This is a genomic window from Phenylobacterium sp., from assembly GCF_037138395.1.
Lineage (GTDB): Bacteria > Pseudomonadota > Alphaproteobacteria > Caulobacterales > Caulobacteraceae > Phenylobacterium.
In genome coordinates this window covers 1-20086 of record NZ_JBAXIM010000036.1, presented here as the reverse complement: position 1 = coordinate 20086, position 20086 = coordinate 1, and the positions used below count along the sequence as shown (strand labels likewise).

Annotated in this window: 21 protein-coding genes; 15 read left to right on the top strand and 6 right to left on the bottom strand. The window is 67.8% G+C overall.

The genetic code is table 11. The annotated features are described in order from the left end of the window. The 4 genes from WCJ52_RS04585 to WCJ52_RS04570 form a co-directional block, all read right to left on the bottom strand. Positions 1-362, bottom strand: a 362-nt coding sequence (locus WCJ52_RS04585; protein ID WP_336902123.1) for an SUMF1/EgtB/PvdO family nonheme iron enzyme, incomplete at its 3' end; no start/stop codon positions are given. A gap of 32 nt (positions 363-394) precedes the next feature. Beyond that, positions 395-1777, bottom strand: coding sequence for a M20/M25/M40 family metallo-hydrolase (locus tag WCJ52_RS04580; protein ID WP_336902122.1), 1383 nt, complete (start codon positions 1775-1777; stop codon positions 395-397). A 59-nt stretch (positions 1778-1836) separates the two neighbouring features. Continuing rightward, positions 1837-2490 (bottom strand): uracil-DNA glycosylase, encoded by a 654-nt coding sequence (locus WCJ52_RS04575; protein WP_336902121.1) that lies wholly within the window; start codon positions 2488-2490, stop codon positions 1837-1839. A 2-nt stretch (positions 2491-2492) separates the two neighbouring features. Further along, a complete protein-coding gene (locus WCJ52_RS04570) occupies positions 2493-3083 on the bottom strand; it encodes an NYN domain-containing protein (RefSeq protein ID WP_336902120.1) in 591 nt (196 codons plus the stop codon). On the opposite strand from WCJ52_RS04570, the gene folK reads away from it, so the two are divergent. The 4 genes from folK (at position 3083) to WCJ52_RS04550 (ending at position 7113) form a co-directional block, all read left to right on the top strand. Next, positions 3083-3619, top strand: coding sequence for a 2-amino-4-hydroxy-6-hydroxymethyldihydropteridine diphosphokinase (folK, locus tag WCJ52_RS04565; RefSeq protein WP_336902119.1), 537 nt, complete (start codon positions 3083-3085; stop codon positions 3617-3619). The genes WCJ52_RS04570 and folK overlap by 1 nt on opposite strands. Positions 3620-3741: 122 nt before the next feature. Next, entirely contained in the window at positions 3742-4377 is a 636-nt protein-coding gene (locus tag WCJ52_RS04560) for an HAD hydrolase-like protein (protein ID WP_336902118.1), read from the top strand. Between the two features lie 82 nt (positions 4378-4459). Next, the gene (gene rpoZ, locus WCJ52_RS04555; protein WP_336902117.1) at positions 4460-4819 is read left to right on the top strand and encodes a DNA-directed RNA polymerase subunit omega; all 360 of its coding nucleotides are present in this window, start codon (positions 4460-4462) and stop codon (positions 4817-4819) included. A 53-nt stretch (positions 4820-4872) separates the two neighbouring features. Further along, a complete protein-coding gene (locus tag WCJ52_RS04550) occupies positions 4873-7113 on the top strand; it encodes a bifunctional (p)ppGpp synthetase/guanosine-3',5'-bis(diphosphate) 3'-pyrophosphohydrolase (protein WP_336902125.1) in 2241 nt (746 codons plus the stop codon). A gap of 5 nt (positions 7114-7118) precedes the next feature. Here WCJ52_RS04550 and WCJ52_RS04545 read toward each other — a convergent pair whose 3' ends face one another. Next, complete coding sequence (locus WCJ52_RS04545; protein WP_336902116.1) at positions 7119-7946, bottom strand: TauD/TfdA family dioxygenase; 828 nt, start codon at positions 7944-7946, stop codon at positions 7119-7121. A gap of 101 nt (positions 7947-8047) precedes the next feature. Between WCJ52_RS04545 and WCJ52_RS04540 the strand changes: the two genes are divergently transcribed. The 11 genes from WCJ52_RS04540 (at position 8048) to aspS (ending at position 19529) form a co-directional block, all read left to right on the top strand. After that, positions 8048-8944, top strand: a complete 897-nt coding sequence (locus WCJ52_RS04540) for an EamA family transporter (protein WP_336902115.1) — start codon at positions 8048-8050, stop codon at positions 8942-8944. 23 nt (positions 8945-8967) lie between these two features. Continuing rightward, on the top strand, positions 8968-9552 hold the full coding sequence (gene pyrE, locus WCJ52_RS04535) for an orotate phosphoribosyltransferase (protein WP_336902114.1): 585 nt from the start codon (positions 8968-8970) through the stop codon (positions 9550-9552). After that, the gene (locus WCJ52_RS04530; RefSeq protein ID WP_336902113.1) at positions 9549-10307 is read left to right on the top strand and encodes a pyridoxine 5'-phosphate synthase; all 759 of its coding nucleotides are present in this window, start codon (positions 9549-9551) and stop codon (positions 10305-10307) included. The genes pyrE and WCJ52_RS04530 overlap by 4 nt, the downstream gene beginning before the upstream one ends. Then, positions 10304-10705: a holo-ACP synthase gene (gene acpS / locus WCJ52_RS04525; protein WP_336902112.1), complete on the top strand. Its 402-nt coding sequence runs from the start codon at positions 10304-10306 to the stop codon at positions 10703-10705. The genes WCJ52_RS04530 and acpS overlap by 4 nt, the downstream gene beginning before the upstream one ends. Before the next feature lie 73 nt (positions 10706-10778). Then, complete coding sequence (gene lepB / locus WCJ52_RS04520; protein ID WP_336902111.1) at positions 10779-11543, top strand: signal peptidase I; 765 nt, start codon at positions 10779-10781, stop codon at positions 11541-11543. Beyond that, the gene (gene rnc, locus WCJ52_RS04515; RefSeq protein WP_336902124.1) at positions 11540-12247 is read left to right on the top strand and encodes a ribonuclease III; all 708 of its coding nucleotides are present in this window, start codon (positions 11540-11542) and stop codon (positions 12245-12247) included. Before lepB ends, rnc begins: the two co-directional genes overlap by 4 nt. Then, on the top strand, positions 12244-13176 hold the full coding sequence (gene era / locus WCJ52_RS04510) for a GTPase Era (RefSeq protein ID WP_336902110.1): 933 nt from the start codon (positions 12244-12246) through the stop codon (positions 13174-13176). Before rnc ends, era begins: the two co-directional genes overlap by 4 nt. A 9-nt stretch (positions 13177-13185) precedes the next feature. After that, complete coding sequence (gene recO / locus WCJ52_RS04505; RefSeq protein WP_336902109.1) at positions 13186-13917, top strand: DNA repair protein RecO; 732 nt, start codon at positions 13186-13188, stop codon at positions 13915-13917. A gap of 85 nt (positions 13918-14002) precedes the next feature. Further along, positions 14003-16246, top strand: coding sequence for a DNA topoisomerase IV subunit A (gene parC, locus WCJ52_RS04500; RefSeq protein ID WP_336902108.1), 2244 nt, complete (start codon positions 14003-14005; stop codon positions 16244-16246). 79 nt (positions 16247-16325) lie between these two features. Continuing rightward, the gene (locus WCJ52_RS04495) at positions 16326-17645 is read left to right on the top strand and encodes a serine hydrolase domain-containing protein (RefSeq protein WP_336902107.1); all 1320 of its coding nucleotides are present in this window, start codon (positions 16326-16328) and stop codon (positions 17643-17645) included. Between the two features lie 105 nt (positions 17646-17750). After that, positions 17751-19529 (top strand): aspartate--tRNA ligase, encoded by a 1779-nt coding sequence (gene aspS / locus WCJ52_RS04490; RefSeq protein ID WP_336902106.1) that lies wholly within the window; start codon positions 17751-17753, stop codon positions 19527-19529. A gap of 9 nt (positions 19530-19538) precedes the next feature. On the opposite strand, the gene WCJ52_RS04485 is transcribed toward aspS, so the two are convergent. Next, positions 19539-20086 (bottom strand): pentapeptide repeat-containing protein (locus WCJ52_RS04485; RefSeq protein WP_336902105.1); only part of this gene is annotated, 548 nt, incomplete at its 5' end.

Below are 20086 nucleotides of genomic sequence, written 5' to 3'. Positions count from 1 at the left end.
GTGGGTGGGAAGTCGTCGGGGAGGAGCCCGGCGAAGACGAAGCTGGAGCCCACCTCTTCGGCATAGGTGACATAACCGGTGGCCTCCACGAAGGCGGCGAACTGGCGGTTTGTGACGGCGGTGCGCGCGATGCGGAAGGGCGACAGCCGGACGGGGCGCGCTGGCCCCTCACCATCGGCCGGCTCGCCTTCCCCGGCATCGCTGCCCATGAGGAATTCACCGCCCGGCAGGGATATCAGGGTGAGGTCCGCGGGCAGGTCGGGGCGCCCGGCGGCTCTGGCGCGCACGGCCGCCCTGGCGAAGTCCGCCCCGGTCCTGGCGCCGGTCGTCTTCATCGGTCCGCAGCAGACGCCCTGGCTCATCCCGCCATCACCACCGAGGGTTCCGTCCGCAACTACTTGCCGAGATCCCGGATCAGGGAGTCCCAGTGGACCAGGGCCCCGGGAATGGCCGCCAGGGGTGCCCGCTCGTTGAGACCGTGGGCGAAGGTGTCGTCGTCACGGGTGAAGAGGCCCGAGACCCCGTAGCTCGCCACACCTGCGGCCCGGAAGTACATGCTGTCCGTCGCTCCCGTCGATTGGGCGGGCACAATGGGCAGTCCGGGATGCACAGCGTGCACGGCCCGGGTCACGGCCTTGACCACGTCGGGGCGGAGAGGCGAGGGCGGGCTGTCGATGGACCCGTCGTCGTTCCGGGTCACCGAGATCGTCGGGTCGGCGATCACGCCCTCGAGGGTCTTCAGGATCGATGCTGAGGGTGTTCCGGGGAAGATGCGGCAGTTGACGTTGGCCGACGCCCGCTGGGGCAGGGCGTTGGTGGCGTGGCCGCCGCTGACCATGGTGGCCACGCAGGTCGTCCGCAGGTAGGGCGCCCAGGCCGGGTCGGAGGACAGGATCTCCGCCGCCGCAGCGTCCGACGGATTGGCTGAAAAGCGCCTCAGGGCGTCGCCGACGGGACCTTGCTGGTCGCGTCCGCTGGCGGCGAGGGAGGCGCGGGTGATCTCGTTCGACTGGACCGGGAAGCGGTGGCCCTCAACCCGCTCGAGGGACCGGGCGAGGCGGTAGATGGGATTGCCGGGTGTGGGCCGGCTGGAGTGGCCGCCCGGATCGGTCGCGGTCAGGGTGAAGTCGGCATAGGTCTTCTCCGCCCCCTGGATGCCGAAGGACACGGCCTTGCCCGAGCTGTCCAGTTCGCCGCCGCCGCCGTCGGCGTTGAGGACGAGGTCGGCGCCCTTTAGCTTGCCGGCCAGCACGGCGGTGCTGCGCATGAAGGTTTCCTCATCCCCCGACAGGGCGAGGATCACGTCGCGTCCGGGGCGCCAGTTCTCTGCCCGCACGCGGGCCAGGGTGGCGACGACCATGGAGACATCGAACTTGTTGTCCGAGGCCCCTCGGCCGAACACGTAGCCGTTCTCGACGACGGGGGTGAAGGGGTCGCGGGTCCAGTCCTCGGCGCGGGCCTCGACCACATCCATGTGCGCGGAGATGACCATCGGCTTGCGACCCGGGTCCCGTCCCGGAAGGCGGGCGACGAGGGTGGCCGTGCCGGCGACCGGCTCGATGACAATGTCGGAGGGCGAATAGCCCGCCGCCACCAGGACGCCCTTGATCCACCCGGCATAGGCGAGAATGGGCTCCTGCCCAGCGCTGGCGGTGGTCCGGTAGCTGATGCTGGTCTTCAGGATTTCCAGGGCGCGGGCGGAGTCCGCAGGCCCAGGGGCCGCCGCCAAGGCGGGTGTGGCAGCAAGCAGGGCCAGGGCAAAGGCGAGGACGCGCAAGGTAGGGCTCCGGGACCGACGGGAAGGGGCGTCCGGCTTAGCCTTCCCCGGGGCGGTTGTCAGCCATCCAGCAGGCTCCGGGCGCGCCGGAAGATCGCCTCGAACATCTCCGGGGTCAGGCGGCCGGTGTTCGTGTTCAGGCGCGAGCAGTGATAGCTGTTGATCACCCGGTAGGGTCCGGCGGTGAACTCCGCCCCATGTCCCGGGATGCCTGCCGAGGCGGGAAGGCCAAGGGCCCTGAGGAAATTGCGCCGGGCCACGTCGCCCAGGGTGACCACAACTTCCAACCGGGGCAGGGCCGCCAGCCGGGCGGTGAGGAAGGGCCGGCAGGCGGCTTCCTCGGAGGTCTCTGGGCGGTTGCCCGGCGGCGCGCAGCGCACGGCATTCGAGATCATGCAATCGGCCAGGGCCAGCCCATCGTCGGGCCGGGCCTCGTAGCGGCCTTGGGCGAAACCGGTCTTCAGGAGAGTCTCGAACAGCAACACGCCGGCATGGTCGCCGGTAAAGGGGCGTCCCGTCCGGTTCGCACCGGTCCGTCCGGGGGCGAGGCCCAGGACCAGAAGGCGCGCCCCGGGGTCGCCAAATGACGGTGCAGGCCCGTTCCACCAGTCGGGATTGCGGGCCTGGTTCTCCTGGCGATAGGCGACCAGGCGCGGGCAGAGGCCGCAGTCCCGGGCAGGTTCAGCCGTGACTGCGGGCGACGTGGGCGCCAAGGTCAGTCGTCCGGTGCGTCGGGGTCAGCGCCGGCCCGGCTCTCCTGAAGGAAGCGGGGCAGGCGCGAGGGCCGCCCGATGATGTCGGCCAGGTCCGCCAGGTCGATGAAGGCATCGGCCTGGCGCCGGAGGTCATCGGAGGCCATGGAGGGCTGCGACTTGACGGTGGAGACGACCGTGACGCGGGCACCCCGGCGCTGGACCGCCTCGAGCAGGACCCGGAAGTCGCCATCCCCCGAAAAAAGCACCATGTGGTCGGCGTGGGCGCTCATCTCCATCATGTCGACGGCGATCTCAACGTCCATGTCGCCGCGCCAGCGCTTGCGGCCCTGGGCGTCCGTGAATTCACGAGCGGGCTTGGTGACGAGGCGGAACCCGTTGTAATCGAGCCAGTCGACCAGGGGGCGGATCGGGGAATAGTCCTGATCCTCGACCAGGGCGGTGTAATAGTAGGCTCTGACGAGGACCCCCCGCTTGCGGAACTCCTCGAGGAGCTTGCGGTAGTCGATGTCGAAGCCAAGGCCCTTGGCGGCGGAGTAGAGGTTGGCCCCGTCGATGAAGAGCGCCAGCCTGTCGGTAGGATAAAAGGTCATTGAGTTTGGAGTTTCCGGAGTCTGGCGTCGGCGCGTTACAGCCCGTTCGGGCAATTGTCGCGCTGGGATCCAATCTGTCTGGCGGCTACGCCTCGCCGGTGGACCTGCTTGAAGCCGCTCTCTCTTTCTTTCCAGGGGCAGGATTGCCGGTCTTGCGTCGATCGTGCTGGTGGAGATCCTCCGCCTGGCCCGACCCGTCTGGAAATGAGTATCGCAATGGAGTCGCTATTGTCGAGGCGAGGATGGATGCCGGGGCAACAATCGGCCGGCTCCTGGAGATCGAGGCCCGGTTCGGGCGCAGCCGCGGCGAACGGAACGCCGACCGCACCCTTGACCTCGACCTCATCGATCATGCGGGGCTCGTGATGCAGTCGCCACGCCTGACCCTGCCGCACCCGAGGGCCCACGAAAGGGTCTTCGTCATGGGTCCCCTGTCTGAGATCGCGCCTGACTGGCGGCATCCCGGCCTCGGCCTGACGGCTTCTGCACTCGCGGCTTCGGCGAGCGTCGCGCGCGATGCCCGGCCTGCGAGGTGAGCGCCGTGAAGGGAAGCGCACCGGGAAGTCTTTCCAGGGGACTGGCGCCCGGCGCGCCAATCGTGCAGCATCAGAAAACGAGAATGGGCGTGGACGAAGCGTCGTCGGCCGGAGGAACGGGCTTGACCTATCGGCTCGTCATTTTCGATTTTGACGGAACCCTCGCCGACAGCGCGGACTGGTTCATCAGCATTTCCAACGAGGTCGCCCGGCGGTTCCGCTTCCGGCAGATCAGCGAGGAAGAGGTTGCCATGCTGCGCGGCCGCTCCAGTCGCGAAGTCGTGGCCTATATGCGCGTCCCGGCCTGGAAGATGCCCTTCATCGCGCGTCACACCCGGAAACTGGTCTCCAAGAACGCGGCGAAAATCCCGCTCTTCCCCGAGTCCCGCGCCCTCATCCGGCGGCTGCACGAAGCCGGGGTCGTTTTGGCCCTCGTCAGTTCAAACTCCGAGGCCAATGTTCGCCGCATCCTCGGCGATGACCTCGCCGACTGCATCACCCACTATGCCTGTGGGGCGTCCATGTTCGGCAAGACGCCCAAGTTCCGGAGCGTGATCCGCAAGGCCAACGCCCGCCACGCTCAGGTCCTCTCCATCGGCGACGAGACCCGTGACATCGAGGCCGCCTCCCGCGCCGGGATCGATTCCGGGGCGGTGACCTGGGGATATGCGCGCCCGGAGATCCTCGAGGCCCACCGGCCGACCTTCCTTTTCACCACCATGGATGACATCGCCCGGACGGTGATCGGCACCGGCTGATGCCGCGACGGGGTCCTGTGGCGTTGCACAAGGAGCGCCGAACCTCTATGAACGTGCGCTCCTTTCTCCTTCTGAGGTAGTCATGGCCCGCGTCACCGTCGAAGATTGCATCCAGAGGGTCCCGAACCGCTTCAGCCTGGTCCTCCTGGCTGCGCACCGGGCCCGGGGCATTTCGGCTGGAGCTCCCCTTCTTGTCGACCGCGACAATGACAAGAATCCTGTCGTCGCCCTTCGCGAAGTGGCCGAAGACATGGTTGATCCCGAAGAGCTGAAGGAAGGCCTGATCAGCACCCTGCAACGGGTGGACGAGCGCTCCGAGGCCGAGGAAGAGGCGGAAACCCTGGCCCTGCTCGCCGACCCGACCCACATGCAGATGAGCGAGCTGGAACTGGTCCGGGCCCTTCAGAGTGACCGCGACGGCGGACAGGAAGAGCGCTACTGAGCCCGGGCGCAACAGCGCAGGGATCGCCTGAGGCCCTTGCCCCGGCTGAGGGCATACAGGCCGCAGAGGCGGGTAATGCGCTTGCGCCCTCGACGACGGAACTGTCAGGCCGCCGCCCTGTCCTTCGGCAATACGAGCTAATCGATCAGGTCCTCTCCTACGATCCCAGCGCCCAAGAGGCGGTTCTCAACCGCGCCTATGTCTACGCCATGCGCATGCACGGCTCCCAGAAGCGGGCTTCCGGGGACCCCTATTTCGCCCATCCGATCCAGGTGGCGGGCATCCTGACTGAGTATCGGATGGATGCGGCGACAATTATCACGGCCCTGCTCCATGATACCGTCGAGGACACGGACGCCACCTCCGCCGAGATCCGGCGCCTGTTCGGTGAGGAGATCGCCGAACTTGTGGAGGGGGTCACCAAGCTCACCAAGCTCGAACTGAACAGCGAGCACACCCGCCAGGCCGAGAACCTTCGGAAGTTTATCCTCGCCATCTCCCGGGACGTCCGGGTCCTGATGGTCAAGCTGGCGGACCGTCTGCACAACATGCGGACTCTCCAGCACATCGCGGCGCCGGCAAAGCGCGAGCGCATCTCCCGGGAGACCCTGGACATCTACGCACCGCTCGCCCGGTCCATCGGCTGTCACCGGATCTGTACCGAGCTGGAGGAGCTGGCTTTTACCCACCTGAACCCGCTCGCCCGGGACGCCATCATCCGGCGGCTGGCGGCCCTGAGAAACGAGCAGGGCGGGGCGGTGACCCTGGTGTCACAGGAGATCGTCAGCCGGCTACAGGCCTCAGGCATACCCAGCCGAGTTTTCGGCCGGGAGAAAAACCCCTATGCGATCTGGCGAAAGCTGCAGCGCAAGTCGATCGGCTTCTCACAGCTTTCGGACATCTACGCCTTCCGGGTGATCGTCGATACCGAAGAGGATTGCTACCGCGCCCTGGGCGTGGCCCACCGGGCCTGGCCCTCGCTGCCAGACCGCTTCAAGGACTATATCTCGACCCCCAAGCGGAACAACTACCGGTCCCTGCATACGACGGTGGTCGGTCCCAGGGGCATGCGGATCGAGATGCAGATCCGCACGGAGGCCATGGACCGGATCGCCGAGGAGGGCGTGGCCGCCCACTGGCGCTACAAGGATGCCTCCTACGGCTTCGATGCCGAACACCAGGCCGAGCAGGGCGGGCGCGATCCCCTGGTCAACCTCCGCCACCTCGTGCAGGTCCTCGAGCACGGCGGCGACGTCGAGGAGCTTGTCGAACACGCCAAGCTCGAGATGTACCTCGACCAGACCTTCGTCTTCACGCCCAAGGGCCGCCTGGTCAGTCTGCCGCGGGGCGGCATGCCCCTCGACTTCGCTTACGCCCTCCATACCGACATTGGCGACACCTGTATCGGGGTGAAGATCAACGGTGAGCCGCGGCCCCTGCGCACGCCCCTTCAGAACGGAGATGTGGTGGAGGTGGTGCGCGGCCCCAAGCCCGTAGTGCCCGAAGACTGGCGCTCGCTCACCGTGACGGGCCGGGCCCGCTCGGCCATCCGCCGTCACATCCGGCAGACTGAGAAGGAAGAGTTCATCCGCCTGGGCCGGGCCGCCCTTGACCAGACCTTCAGCCGAGCCGGAAAGTCACGGAGCGACATCTCGCTGACCCCGGCCCTTGAACGGCTTGCGGTGGCCTCGGAGGAGGAACTCTTCGGGCGTCTGGGCCGGGGCGGGATCACGCCCGCCCAGGTACTCGACATCATTTTCCCCCGCCTGGATCCTTCAGCGCGTGAGGCGGCCACGGCAGTCCGGCGCATCGAGGGCGGCGCTGGCGCCCGGCTCTACGTCCGGGGCGGGGGCCTGACCCCGGGGATCAGCCTCCACTTCGGCGCCTGCTGCACGCCCGTCCCCGGCGACCGGATCGTCGGCATACTTGAGGGTGATGGTCAGGGTCTGACTGTCCACACCATCGATTGCGGCGAACTGGCTGCCTTCGAGGAGAAGGAGGATCTCTGGCGGGACCTGCAGTGGACCCGAGAGGCCGAGCGCGGCACCCTGACCCAGTCTCGTCTCACCGCCACAATCCGCAATGCGCCCGGCGTTCTGGGCCAAGCCTGTACCACCATCGGCGAGGCGGGGGGCAACATCGTCAACCTGCGTATGCATCGGCGGATGACGGACTTCTTCGACGTCGACTTTGACATCGAGGTCAAGGACGCCCGCCACCTGACCAACATTGCTGCGGCCCTGCGGGCCAATCCAGCCATCGAGACGGTCGAGCGCTCCAAGCGCGCAGGCTGAGGACCTCAGGCCGGATCGACGGTGACCCGCCGCATGTACCGGCGCTGGCCGGGGTAATCGTTCAGGGCGAAGTGCCAGACTTGGCGGTTGTCCCAAAAAGCCACGGATCCCGGTCGCCAGTTGAAGCGGCAGGTATAGCCCTCGTAGCGGCAGTGCTCGAACAGGAAGTCGAGGAGGGGGCGGGACTCCCGCTTCGTCCAGCCCTCGAACCGTAGGGTGAAGGCGGGGTTGACGTAGAGGGCCTTGCGACCGGATTCCGGATGCACCAGCACCACCGGGTGGATGAACTCACCCACTGCGCCCTCGGCCTCGGCCACGCTCATCGAGGACCGCTTCTGGGCGGAGTGACCCTGGGGAGAATACTCCCGGCCAGCGGAGTGTACGGCGCTCAGGCCCTCCAGCGTCGCCTTCAGGCCCGGCGAGAGGGCGTCGTAGGCCGCAACCTGGCTGGAGAAGAGGGTGTCGCCGCCCCATTCGGGCAGTTCCAGCGCATACAGGATGGAGCCAATGGCGGGCCGTTCGAGGAAGGAGGTGTCCGAGTGCCAGCCGCCGCCAAAGTTGGTCCTGTCCGCCGGTTCCTTGATGATCTCCATGACCTCGGGATGCCCGTCCATGCCGCGGACATAAGGATGGATGTTCAGCGGCCCGAACCGCCGTCCGAAGGCCACCTGGTCTTCCGGGCAGAGGGACTGGTCGCGGAAGAAGATGACCTGGTGCTCGACCAGGGCGGCGCGGATCTGGGTGATCACGCCATCGGGCAGGTTAGCGGACAGGTCGGCACCAGAAATCTCGGCGCCCAGGGCTCCGGCGACCTTGCGAATGGTCAGGCTCATGCGGGGCTCCCTCTGGCGGTGGCTCACAATGCCCGGCGGCGGCCCGGTTGCAAAGCACTGCAAAGGGTGGTCTGGCGACAGCGTAGGTGGAGGGCCCCGAGATGAACGCACTGTCCTGGCGCCACGCCCTTCTGGCCCTGGCCGTGGTGACGGTCTGGGGAACCAATTTCGCCGTCATCAAGTCGGCCCTCGCGCACTTCCCGCCCTTTACCTTCGCGACCCTGCGCTTTGCCTTCGCCTTCCTACCGGCCGCTTTCTTCCTGAAGCGCCCGCAGGTTCCCTGGCGCAATCTTGCGGCCTATGGGGTGTTGATCGGCGTTGGCCAGTTCGGCGTGCTCTATTTCGCGATGAACGGGCGCATCTCGCCGGGTCTTGCCTCCCTGGTGGTGCAGAGCCAGGTCTTCATCACCATCGGGCTTTCCATCTGGCTGGGTGGGGAGCGCCTGGCCCTGCGCCAGATGCTCGCTCTCGGGCTGGCCGCCGCGGGCCTGGGGGTGATCCTGCTGCACCTGGATGCGACGACGACCTCGCTGGGCCTTGCCCTCGTCCTCGTCGCGGCCATGAGCTGGGCGCTCGGCAACATGGTCCAGAGAGCGACCCCTGAGGCGCCGAGCCTGGCCTTCGTTGTTTGGGCGAGCCTGTTTTCCATTCCCCCCTTGCTGATCCTGGCCCTGGTGTTCGAGGGCGCACCGGCGATGATCAGCACGTTGGCGACCATGACCCCGACCCTCTGGGCCGAACTGCTCTACCAGTCCTTTGGCAATACCCTTTTCGGCTATGCCGTCTGGGGCTGGCTCCTGGCGCGAAACCCGGCGTCGGTGGTCTCACCCTGGGCCCTGCTGGTGCCGGTTTTCGGCCTGACGGCGTCGGCCCTGGCCCTGGGCGAGCCGCTTCCGCCGTGGAAGTTGGCCGCCGCCGCCCTGGTGATCGCCGGCCTAGCCATGAACAGCCTTCCGGGTCTCGGCCTCCGGCGTGACAGGGGCGGCGCGGTCGGCTAATCCCACGGGCAAGGAGCGCTGCCATGAACACCGAACAGGTCCTCGACGAATTCCGCGCCGCCGGTGCCTTACGGGAGGGCCATTTCGTCCTGTCCAGCGGGCTACATTCCGGCGTCTTCCTCCAGAAGAACCTGGTCTTCCAGCATCCCCATCGAACCGAACGGCTCTGCCTGGCCCTGGCGGAGAAGATCCGCGCGGCGGTCGGCGAGGTCGATATCTGCGTCTCGCCGGCCGTTGGCGGGATCATCCCCGGGTATGAGACGGCCCGGCATCTGGGCGTTCCCTCGGTCTATGTCGAGCGGGAAGGGGGCGAGTTCCGCCTGCGCCGCGCCTTCGAGATCCCCGAGGGTGCCCGGGTCGCCATGGTCGAGGACATCGTCACCACGGGCCTGTCATCCCGGGAGTGCGTCGAGGCCATCCGCAAGGCCGGGGGGAATGTCGTGGTCGCCGCCTGCATCGTCGATCGCTCTGGCGGCCGGGCGGACCCTGGCGCGCGCCTGGTCTCCCTGGCCCAGCTCGACGTCCCTGCCTATCCGGCTGACGAGTTGCCGCCCGAGCTTGCGGCCATCCCGATCGAGGACCCGGGCAGCCGGCGGCTGTCCAAGTGACCCCGCTCCGGCTTGGCGTGAACATCGACCATGTGGCGACCCTGAGGAACGCCCGTGGTGACACCTATCCCGACCCCCTGAGGGCCGCCGAGGTCGCCATCGTGGCTGGGGCGGACGGAATCACCGCCCACCTCCGTGAGGACCGCCGCCACATCCGCGATGCCGACATCGCCGCCCTGGCAGCCCTGTGCCAGCGGCTTGGGCGGCCCTTGAACTTCGAGATGGCGGTCACCGCCGAGATGGAGGCCCTGGCCCTGAAGCTGGCGCCCCACGCCGCCTGCCTCGTGCCGGAGCGGCGCGAGGAGGTCACGACGGAGGGCGGACTGGACCTTGCCGGGGGCTTCGACCGCATAGCTCCAGCCGTGCGCCGTCTGGCGGGCGCAGGCATCCGGGTCTCATGCTTCATCGACGCCCGGGACGACCAGGTGGACGCCGCCGCAGCGGCCGGTGCCCAGATTGTGGAGTTCACCACGGGGCCCTTCTGCGACGCGGTCCGGGCCGGTGATCCAGAGGCAGACGCGTACCTGGCCCTGCTGGCCCGGGCGGCCCGCAGGGCGGCGGACGCTGGCCTGGAGGTCCATGCGGGTCATGGCATCGACTATGCCACTGTCGGCCCCGTGGCCGTCATCCCTGAGATGCGCGAGCTGAACATCGGCCACTTTCTTATCGGTGAGGCGGTCTTCCTGGGCCTGCCCGCCGCGATCCGCGGCATGCGCGAGCGCATGGATGCAGCCCGGGCTACGGCTGTGGCATGATCCTGGGCATAGGCTCGGACCTGACCGATATCCGGCGCATCCAGGCCAGCCTGGACCGGTTCGGCGACCGTTTCCGCCACCGGTGCTTCACCGAGATTGAACGCCGTCGTTCGGAGGCCAAGCCCGACGCCGCGGCCAGCTACGCCAAGCGTTTCGCCGCCAAGGAGGCCTGCGCCAAGGCCCTGGGTACCGGCCTAAGGCGGGGCGTCTTCTGGCGCGACATGGGGGTGGTGAACCTGCGCTCGGGCCAGCCGACCCTGGCCCTGACCCGCGGGGCGGCCACCCGGCTGACCGAGATGACGCCGCCCGGGCACACGGCTGTGATCCATCTGTCCATGACCGACGACGCCCCCTACGCCCAGGCCTTCGTGATCATCGAGGCCGTCCCGGAGGCCTAGGCGTTTCCAAGTTTTCACGTGCGGGTCTGTCGGTTTGCGGTATGTCCGGACCGAACGCTTATCCGGAAGGCCCATGACAGAGACGATTTCACCGCCCGAGGACGAACGCAACGAGACGATCGAGATCGTCAAGACCGTCGCCGTCGCCCTGTTGATCGCCCTCCTTCTGAGGGTGCTGCTGTTCCAGCCCTTCACCATTCCCTCGGCTTCCGAGGAACCCAACCTCTATGAGGGCGACTATGTCATCGTCACCAAGTACGACTATGGCTGGTCCAGGCACTCCATTCCCTTCAGCCCGTCGTTCTTCGACGGCCGGGTGCTTGCCCAGGAGCCCAAGCGCGGGGACATCATCGTCTTCAAGCTGCCCCGGGATAACCGCACCGACTACATCAAGCGGCTGATCGGCGTTCCGGGCGACCGTGTCCAGGTCCGGCAGGGCCTGCTCTACCTCAATGGCGAGCCGGTGCCGCGCGAGCAGAAGGCCTTGGTCACCGAGACGGGTGGCAGTGGAATCGTGCGCCCCGTGGCCCGGGTCGAGGAAACCCTCCCGGGCGGTCGAAAGTTCATGACCAATGACTTCGGGACCGATGGTGACCTGGACGACACGCCGGAAGTCACCGTTCCGGAAGGCCACTACTTCTTCATGGGCGACAACCGGGACAACTCGGCTGACAGCCGCCTTCCCTCGGAAATCGGCGTGGGCCTCGTGCCTCGGGAGAACCTGGTCGGCCGGGCCCGTCTGGTCCTGCTGTCCTGGTCGCCGGGTGCCTCGCTCTTCAAGCCCTGGACCTGGGTCCTGAACCTGCGGCCGAGCCGTTTCGGCAAGGTGCTGCACTGACACGGCCGGACAGGCGCAAGGCGGCTGTCGCGGCGCTCGAGGCGCGGGTCGGCAGGGTTTTCACAGATCGCGATCTCCTCGAGCGCGCCCTGACCCACGCCAGTGTCGGCAATGGTGGCACCCCAGGGCGAGACAACGAACGCCTGGAGTTCCTCGGCGACCGTGTCCTGAACCTGATGGCCGCCGAGCACCTCTGCCAGGCCTTCCCGGCGGCTCGGGAGGGCGAACTCGCCCGCTGGCTCAACCGGCTGGTCAATTCCGGTGCCTGCGCCGAAGTGGCGCGCAACATCGGCCTTCCCGACGCCCTCAGGCTGGACGCCAGCGCCGCCCGGATCGGCGCCCGGGACAGCGAGCGGGTCCTCGGCGACGCCTGCGAAGCCCTGATGGCGGCCCTCTACCTGGACGGCGGGCCGGAAGCGGCGCGGAGCTTCTTCCGGATCGGCTGGGGCGACCTCGCCGCCAGCCTGGACGCTGGGCCGGACCGCGACTCCAAGACCCGCCTTCAGGAATGGGCCATGGGCCTGGGCCTGCCGCCGCCGGCCTACGTGGTGGTGTCTGCCGAAGGCCCGCCGCACGATCCCAGATTCACCATCGAGGCCCGCCTACCGGGCCTTGAGCCGGCCTCTGGCGCCGGCCGTTCCAAGCGCGAGGCCGAGAAGGCCGCCGCCGCACTGTTCCTCGAAAGGGAGAAGATCCAGCCATGACCCGCGCCGGTTTCGCCGCCATCATCGGCGCGCCCAATGCGGGCAAGTCCACCCTGACGAACCGCCTGGTGGGCGCCAAGGTCTCCATCGTGACCCGCAAGGTGCAGACGACGCGTTTCCCCGTCCGAGGGGTTGCCCTGTCTGGCGAGAGCCAGATCGTGCTTGTCGATACCCCCGGGATCTTCACGCCCCGGCGGCGTCTGGACCGGGCCATGGTGCGTTCGGCCTGGGGCGGGGCTGACGAAGCCGACACGGTGGTCCATCTCGTGGATGTCCAGGCGGAGCTGGCTATGGACGCCGGCGAGGCCCGTGGCGCGGACCGCAAGGCCCACGAGGACGTCGAGACCATCATCGCGGGCCTGAATCGGTCTGGCCGTAAAACGATCCTGGCCCTGAACAAGATCGACGGGGTCAAGCGTGAGCGCCTTCTGGCCCTCTCTGCCCGGCTCTTCGACACCGGCGTCTATTCCGAGGTCTTCATGATCTCCGCGGCGGATGGCTCCGGCGTCGACGACCTCCTGCAGCGGCTGGCCGAGCTCATGCCGGAGAGCCCCTGGCTCTATCCCGCCGACCAGACGGCCGACCTGCCTGTGCGCCTGCTGGCCGCCGAGATCACCCGGGAGAAGGTCTACCTGCGGGTCCACGAAGAGCTTCCCTACGCCGCCGCGGTGGAGACCACCGCCTTCAGCGAGCGGCAGGACGGCTCCGTCCGCATCGAGCAGACCCTCTATGTCGAGCGCGACAGCCAGCGCCCCATCGTCCTGGGCCGGAATGGCCAGACGCTGAAGTGGATCGGCCAGAAGTCGCGGGAGGAACTGACCGAACTCCTGGACCGCCCGGTACACCTCTTCCTGACCGTTAAGGTCGACGAGCGCTGGGCCGACCGCCGGGAATTCTACGGCGACGTCGGGCTCGATTTCGAGGCCTAGGGGCAGGGCGTGGAGTTCGAGGACGACGCCTTTGTTTTGTCGGCCCGGTCCCACGGAGAGAATGGCGCCATCGCTGAACTGCTGACCGCTGACCACGGCCGCTACCCCGCCTTCATTGCGGGCGGTGGCTCCCGGCGCGTGCGGCCGCTCCTGCAGCCGGGGACCCGGGTCCGCGCCCGTTTCCGGTCCAGGACGAGCGAACAGCTGGGATCGGCGAGCCTGGAGGGGGGAGGGGGTGATCCCTCCGACCTGTTCGACGATTCCCTGGCCCTGGCGGGCCTGGCCTCCGCCGCCTCTGTCGCCGCAGGCGCCCTCCCGGAGCGCGAACCCCAGCCCGGTGCCTTTGCTGCCTTTGAGTCCCTCAGCGGTGCCCTGCGCCATCCGGACGTCTGGCCGGCGGTCTATGTCCGGTTCGAGGCGGGCATTCTCCAGGCCCTCGGATTCGGCCTGGATCTTTCCAGGTGCGCGGCGACGGGATCGACGGATGACCTGGTCTGGGTCTCGCCCCGCACCGGGCGTGCGGTGTCCCGCGCCGCGGGTGAACCCTACCGGGATCGGCTACTTGTCCTGCCGCCCTTCCTCCTGTCGGCGCAGGGGGGGCTCTCTGCCGGCGACATCGGGGCGGGGCTTCGACTGACGGGCCACTTCCTGGACACCTGCCTGTTCGCGCCTCTGAATCGCCCCCTGCCGCCGGCCCGGGTCTGGCTCTATGACCGACTCGCGGAGGCGAACCGGCTCTAGCGCCTGCACGCCGGGTGACGCGGGGGCGCCGGCACCCTAAGCAGGACCAGATGCTGGCTCCTGCGATTCGCTTACCGACCGCTCAATGACCGACACCCTGGCTCCGCCCCCCGAGGGCGACCGCACCATTGATGAGCCACTGACCGAGGCCCTGTCGCGCCGATACCTGGCCTATGCTTTGTCGACCATCACGGGCCGGGCCCTGCCGGATGTGCGCGACGGCCTGAAGCCCGTCCATCGGCGGCTGCTCTTCGCCATGCGCCAGCTGAGGCTGGACCCGACCTCGACCACCAAGAAGTGCGCCCGCGTCGTCGGCGACGTGATCGGCAAGTATCATCCCCATGGGGATTCCGCCGTCTACGAAGCCCTGGTCCGCCTCGCCCAGAATTTCGCCCAGCGCTATCCCCTCGTGGACGGGCAGGGGAACTTCGGCAATATCGACGGCGATAACGCGGCCGCCATGCGGTACACGGAGTGCCGGCTGACCCTGGCCGCCCAGCTCCTGCTGGAGGGGATCGACGAGGACGCAGTCGATTTCCGCGAAACCTATGACGGCGAGGAAGAAGAGCCCGTCGTCCTGCCGGCAGGCTTCCCGAACCTCCTGGCCAACGGTTCGAGCGGTATTGCGGTGGGCATGGCGACCTCCATCCCGCCGCACAATGTCTCCGAGCTGATCGAGGCCTGCCTGCGGGTTCTCGAGCAACCGGACATCTCGACGGCGGAACTCCTCGCCCTGGTCCCCGGCCCTGACTTTCCGACCGGGGGCGTGATTGTCGAGTCCTCTGAAAGCCTGCTTGAAGCCTACGAGACCGGACGGGGCGGCGTGAGGGTGCGTGCCCGCTGGGAACGCGAGGACATCGGGCGCGGCCTCTGGCGTATCGTCGTTACCGAGATCCCCTACCAGGTGAAGAAGGCCGACCTGGTCGAGCAGTTGGCCGACCTCATCGAGACGCGGAAGGCGCCCTTGCTGGGCGACATCCTGGACGAGAGCGCCGAGGACGTCCGGCTGGTGCTGGAGCCCAAGTCGCGGAATGTCGAACCCGAAGTGCTGATGGAGAGCCTGTTCCGGCTTTCCGCCCTCGAGGCGCGGATTCCGGTCAACATGAATGTCCTGGACGCCCGGGGCACGCCCGGGGTGATGGGACTGAAGGCGCTCCTGCAGGCCTTCCTGAATCACCGGCGGGAGGTGATCGCCCGCCGGGCCCGCCACCGGCTCGCCCGCATCGAGTCCCGGCTCCATATCCTCGACGGCCTGATCATCGCCTTCCTCAACCTTGACGAGGTGATCCGCATTGTCCGGCAGGAGGACGAGCCCAAGGCCCGGCTGATCGAGATCCTTGAGCTCTCGGACCTGCAGGCCGAGGCGATCCTGAACACCCGGCTTCGCCAGCTGGCCCGGCTCGAGGAGATGGAGCTCCGGCGCGAACATGCCGAACTGGCCGAGGAGCGGGATGGGCTGACCGCCCTCCTGGGGTCGGAAAAGGCCCAGTGGAAGCTGGTGGGCCTGGGCCTGAGGGATGTCCGGGACCTCCTCGAGAAGAACGGTGCCCTGACCCGCCGCCGCTCGAACTTCGAGACGGTGCCCCTGGTGGACCCCGGCGCCGCCCTGGAGGCTCTTGTCGTCCGCGAGCCGGTCACGGTCATCCTGTCAGAGCGGGGCTGGATCCGCACCATCAAGGGCCGGGTCGAGGACCCCTCTGAGATCAAGTACAAGGAAGGCGACGCCCAGGGCTTCATCATCCCGGCGGAAACCACGGATAAAATTCTGCTTTTTGCCTCTGACGGGCGGTTTTTCACCCTTGCCTGCGACAAGCTTCCGGGAGGGCGGGGCCATGGCGAACCCCTCCGGCTCATGCTCGAACTGGACGACCGGACGGAGATTATCGCGGTCTTCCCGCATCGCCCCGGCACGCGTCGGCTGATTGCCTCGACCGAGGGCTACGGCTTCCTCCTGCCAGAGGCCGAGGCCGTCGCCATGCGCAAGGCGGGCAAGCAGGTCCTGACCGTCGGCAAGGGCAAGGCCGCCTTCGCCCTTCCTGTTGAGGGCGACCATCTCGCCGTCATCGGTGACAACGGGAAGGTCCTGGTCTTTCCACTGGAGGAGCTGCCGGAGATGCCCCGCGGCAAGGGGGTCAGGCTTCAGGGCTACCGGGAGGGTGGCCTGCGTGACGCCCTGATGTTCCGCGCCGAGGACGGTGCCGCCTGGATCGACGCCGCAGGCCGCACCCGCACCTGGACGGAGTGGCGGGACTGGACGGGACGCCGGGCGAGCTCCGGCCGCGCCGCACCGAGGGGGTTCCCCGCCAGCCGCCGTTTCCGACCGGCCTGAGGCCTAAACCCAATTCCCGGCTTTGCGCCTGTTGCAGGCGGCAGGTAGTGTGCGCCTCATTCTTTAGGGGGAGATTCCATTGACTCAGTTTTTCCGCAGCCTGGCCTCGGCCGTCGCCGTCGCCGCTGTACTGTCTGCTCCCGCCGCCCAGGCGGCGCCACGAAAGGCCGTCGCTGGGGCGCCAGAGGCCGTTGGCTTTGACGCCGCGCGCCTGAAGCGCCTGGACGAGGCCATGGCCAAGGTCGTCGCCGACGGACGCGTGTCCGGCATGACCACTCTCCTGGTCCGCCACGGCCAGGTGGTCGACTTCAAGACCTACGGCAAGAAAGACCTCGCCACCGGCGCGCCGATGGAGACGGACACCATCTTCCGCATCTACTCCATGTCCAAGCCGATCACCGGCGTGGCCATGATGATCCTCTTTGAAGAGGGCAGGTGGAAGCTGGATGACCCGGTGACCAAGTTCATCCCGGAATTCAAGAACCTGAAGGTCATGACCGGGGTCGACGACAAGGGCAACATGATCACCGTGCCCGCCGAACGGCCGCCCACCATGCGCGAGATCATGAGCCACACCGCTGGCTTCGGCTACGGACTGGGCGACAAGCACCCGGTGGACCGGATGTTCCGCGACCGCCGCGTCCTGGCCTCCAACGGGCTGAACGAGATGGTCACCCGGGTGGCCGATATCCCGCTCATGTTCCAGCCCGGCACGGCCTGGTCCTATTCGGTGTCCGTGGACATCCAGGGCGCCATCGTCGAGCGGCTCACCGGCAAGACCCTGGGCGCCTTCATGGACGAGCGGATCTTCAAGCCCTTGAAGATGGTGGACACAGGCTTCTATGTCCCGGCCAACAAGATTGACCGTCTCGCGGCCCTCTACATGACGGACCCCAAGACCTACAAGAACGTCCCGGCGACGGCCCTGTTCGGCAATTCGCCCCCGGATTACACCAAGGCTCCGGTCATGGAGTCCGGCGGTGGCGGCCTAGTCTCGACCACCAGCGATTACGGCCGCTTCTCGCAGATGCTGCTGAACGGCGGCGAGCTGGACGGCGTTCGGGTCCTCTCCCCGGCTTCGGTGGAGCTGATGGGTACCAATGTCATCCCGAAGAGTGTCCTGGTCACCACCAACGGCACCTCCGGTTCGCGCTTCAATGAGGCCGTGGGCTTTGGCCTGGACTTCATGGTCGATGTCGACCCCCGGGCCGCGGGCAACCTCGAAGGCAAGAATACCATGAGCTGGGGCGGCGCCGCCGGGACCTGGTTCTGGGTCGATCCGACCAATGACCTCTACTTCATCGGCATGGTCCAGCGCCTCGGCGGCACCGGCGGTGAAGACCTGGGCACGGCCGCCCGGACCCTGACCTACCAGGCCCTGGTCGACCCGGCGAAGTAGGTTCGCAACGGGTCCTTCCGGACGTTCGCGGGGGGCGGAAACCTTGACTTTCCGCCCCTTGCGTGCGCCCTTCCGCGCCTTGGATTCCGGAGCCCTTGCGACCCCATGCACGCCTATCGCACCCACACCTGCGGCGCCCTGCGCGCCGGCGACACCGGTCAGTCCGTCCGTCTGTCGGGGTGGATCCATCGCAAGCGCGACCATGGCGGCCTGGTCTTCGTGGACCTGCGCGACCATTACGGCCTGACCCAACTTGTCTTCGCGCCGGACACCCCCGGCTTCGCCGCCATCGAGCGGCTGCGCGCGGAGAGCGTCATCCGGATCGACGGCGAGGTGGTGGCCCGCACCCCCGAGACCGTGAACCCCAACCTTGGGACGGGTGACGTCGAGGTGCGGGTGCGCGCCGTCGATGTCCTGTCCGAGGCCGCTGAACTGCCCCTGCCGGTGTTCGGCGAGCCCGACTATCCGGAAGAGATCCGGCTCAAGCACCGGTACCTGGACCTGCGGCGCGAGACCCTGCACCGGAACATCGTCCTGCGCTCGAAGGTCATCCACTCGATCCGCAACCGGATGATCGGCCAGGGCTTCCTGGAGTACCAGACCCCGATCCTGACGGCCTCGTCGCCGGAAGGCGCTAGGGACTTCCTGGTGCCCTCGCGGGTGCACCCCGGGACCTTCTACGCCCTTCCCCAGGCGCCCCAGCAGTTCAAGCAGCTGCTGATGGTGTCGGGCTTTGACCGCTATTTCCAGATCGCCCCCTGTTTCCGGGACGAGGACCTGCGGGCCGACCGCAGCCTGGAGTTCTACCAGCTCGACGTCGAGATGAGCTTCGTCACCCAGGAGGACGTCTTCGCCGCCATCGAGCCCGTCATGCATGGGGTCTTCGAGGAGTTCGCCGAGGGCAAGCCGGTCACCCCCTATCCCTTCCCGCGCATCCCTTACCGGGAGGCCATGCAGAAGTACGGCTCCGACAAGCCGGACCTGCGCAACCCCCTGGTCATGCAGGACGTCTCCGAGCCCTTCCGGGGTGGCGGCTTTGGCGTCTTCGCCCGCATGCTGGAGAGCCCGAAGACCGCCATCTGGGCCATCCCGGCGCCGGGCGGCGGCAGCCGGGCCTTCTGTGACCGCATGAACAGCTGGGCCCAGTCCGAGGGCCAGCCGGGCCTGGGCTACATCTTCTGGCGTGAGGGCGAGGAGGGCGGGGCAGGGCCGATCGCCAAGAACCTCGGCCCCGAGCGCACCGAAGCCATTCGCGAACAGCTGGGCCTGAAGGTCGGCGACGCCGCCTTCTTCGTGGGCGGGGACCCCAAGGTCTTCACCAAGTTCGCGGGCCTCGCCCGCACCCGGGTCGGGACCGAGCTGGGCCTGGTGGACGAGAACCGCTTCGAGTTCGTCTGGATCGTCGACTTCCCGATGTTCGAGCTGAACGAAGAAACAGGGCTGGTGGACTTCTCCCACAACCCCTTCTCCATGCCCCAGGGCGAGCTGGAGGCGCTGAACACCCGCGATCCGCTGGATATTCTCGCCTACCAGTACGACATCGTCTGCAATGGCTATGAGCTGTGCTCGGGCGCCATCCGGAACCACCGGGCGGACGTCATGCTGCGGGCCTTCGAGATCGTCGGCATGGGCGCTGAGGATGTGGAAAGCGCCTTCGGTGGCATGCTCAACGCCTTCCGCTACGGCGCGCCGCCGCACGGGGGCCTGGCGCCCGGCATCGACCGGATCGTCATGCTGCTGGCCGGCCAGACCGCCATCCGCGAGGTCATTGCCTTCCCGATGAACCAGCAGGGCCAGGACCTGCTGATGAGCGCGCCGTCGGTGGTGGATGAGCGTCAGCTCAAGGAACTGCACATCCGCACGGCCCTGCCGCTCAAGGCCTAGCCCCCGGGGTCAGCGGGGCGAGGTGCCCCCGGCACAGGCCCTGAGGACCAGACCCCTGGGAAGCTTGACGGCGCCCTGGGCGCAGGCGGCATCAAGCTGTTCCTGCCTGAGGTTCCGAGCGCCGCGCAGGTCGACGCCCGAAAAGACCACACCCTTCAGGCTGGCCCCTTCCAGGTCGCTACCGGAGAAGCTGGCGCCGCGGATCCAGGACCTGTCCAGGCGGACTGCCCTGAGGCGTGCGCCCTCGAAGTCAGCGCCGGTGATATCGGCGCCGGTCAGGTCGCTGCTCGAGAGGTCTGAACGACTGAAGTCTGCGCCCCTCAGGCTGGCGTCCCTGAGGTCAGCGCCGATGAGGATCGACTCCGAGAAGTCCGCCCCCTGGAATCGGGCGCCGGAAAGCTGCCGTCCGGAAAGGTCGCAGCCGACGCAGGCACCGCCGAAGCTGACCATCCGGGGAATGTCGCGTTCGGGAACCACGGTCAGGGCCTGGGCCGCCATGGGCGCCACGAGGAGACCTCCGGCGAGGACCGGGCAAAGCCGTCTGAAAACAACACCGA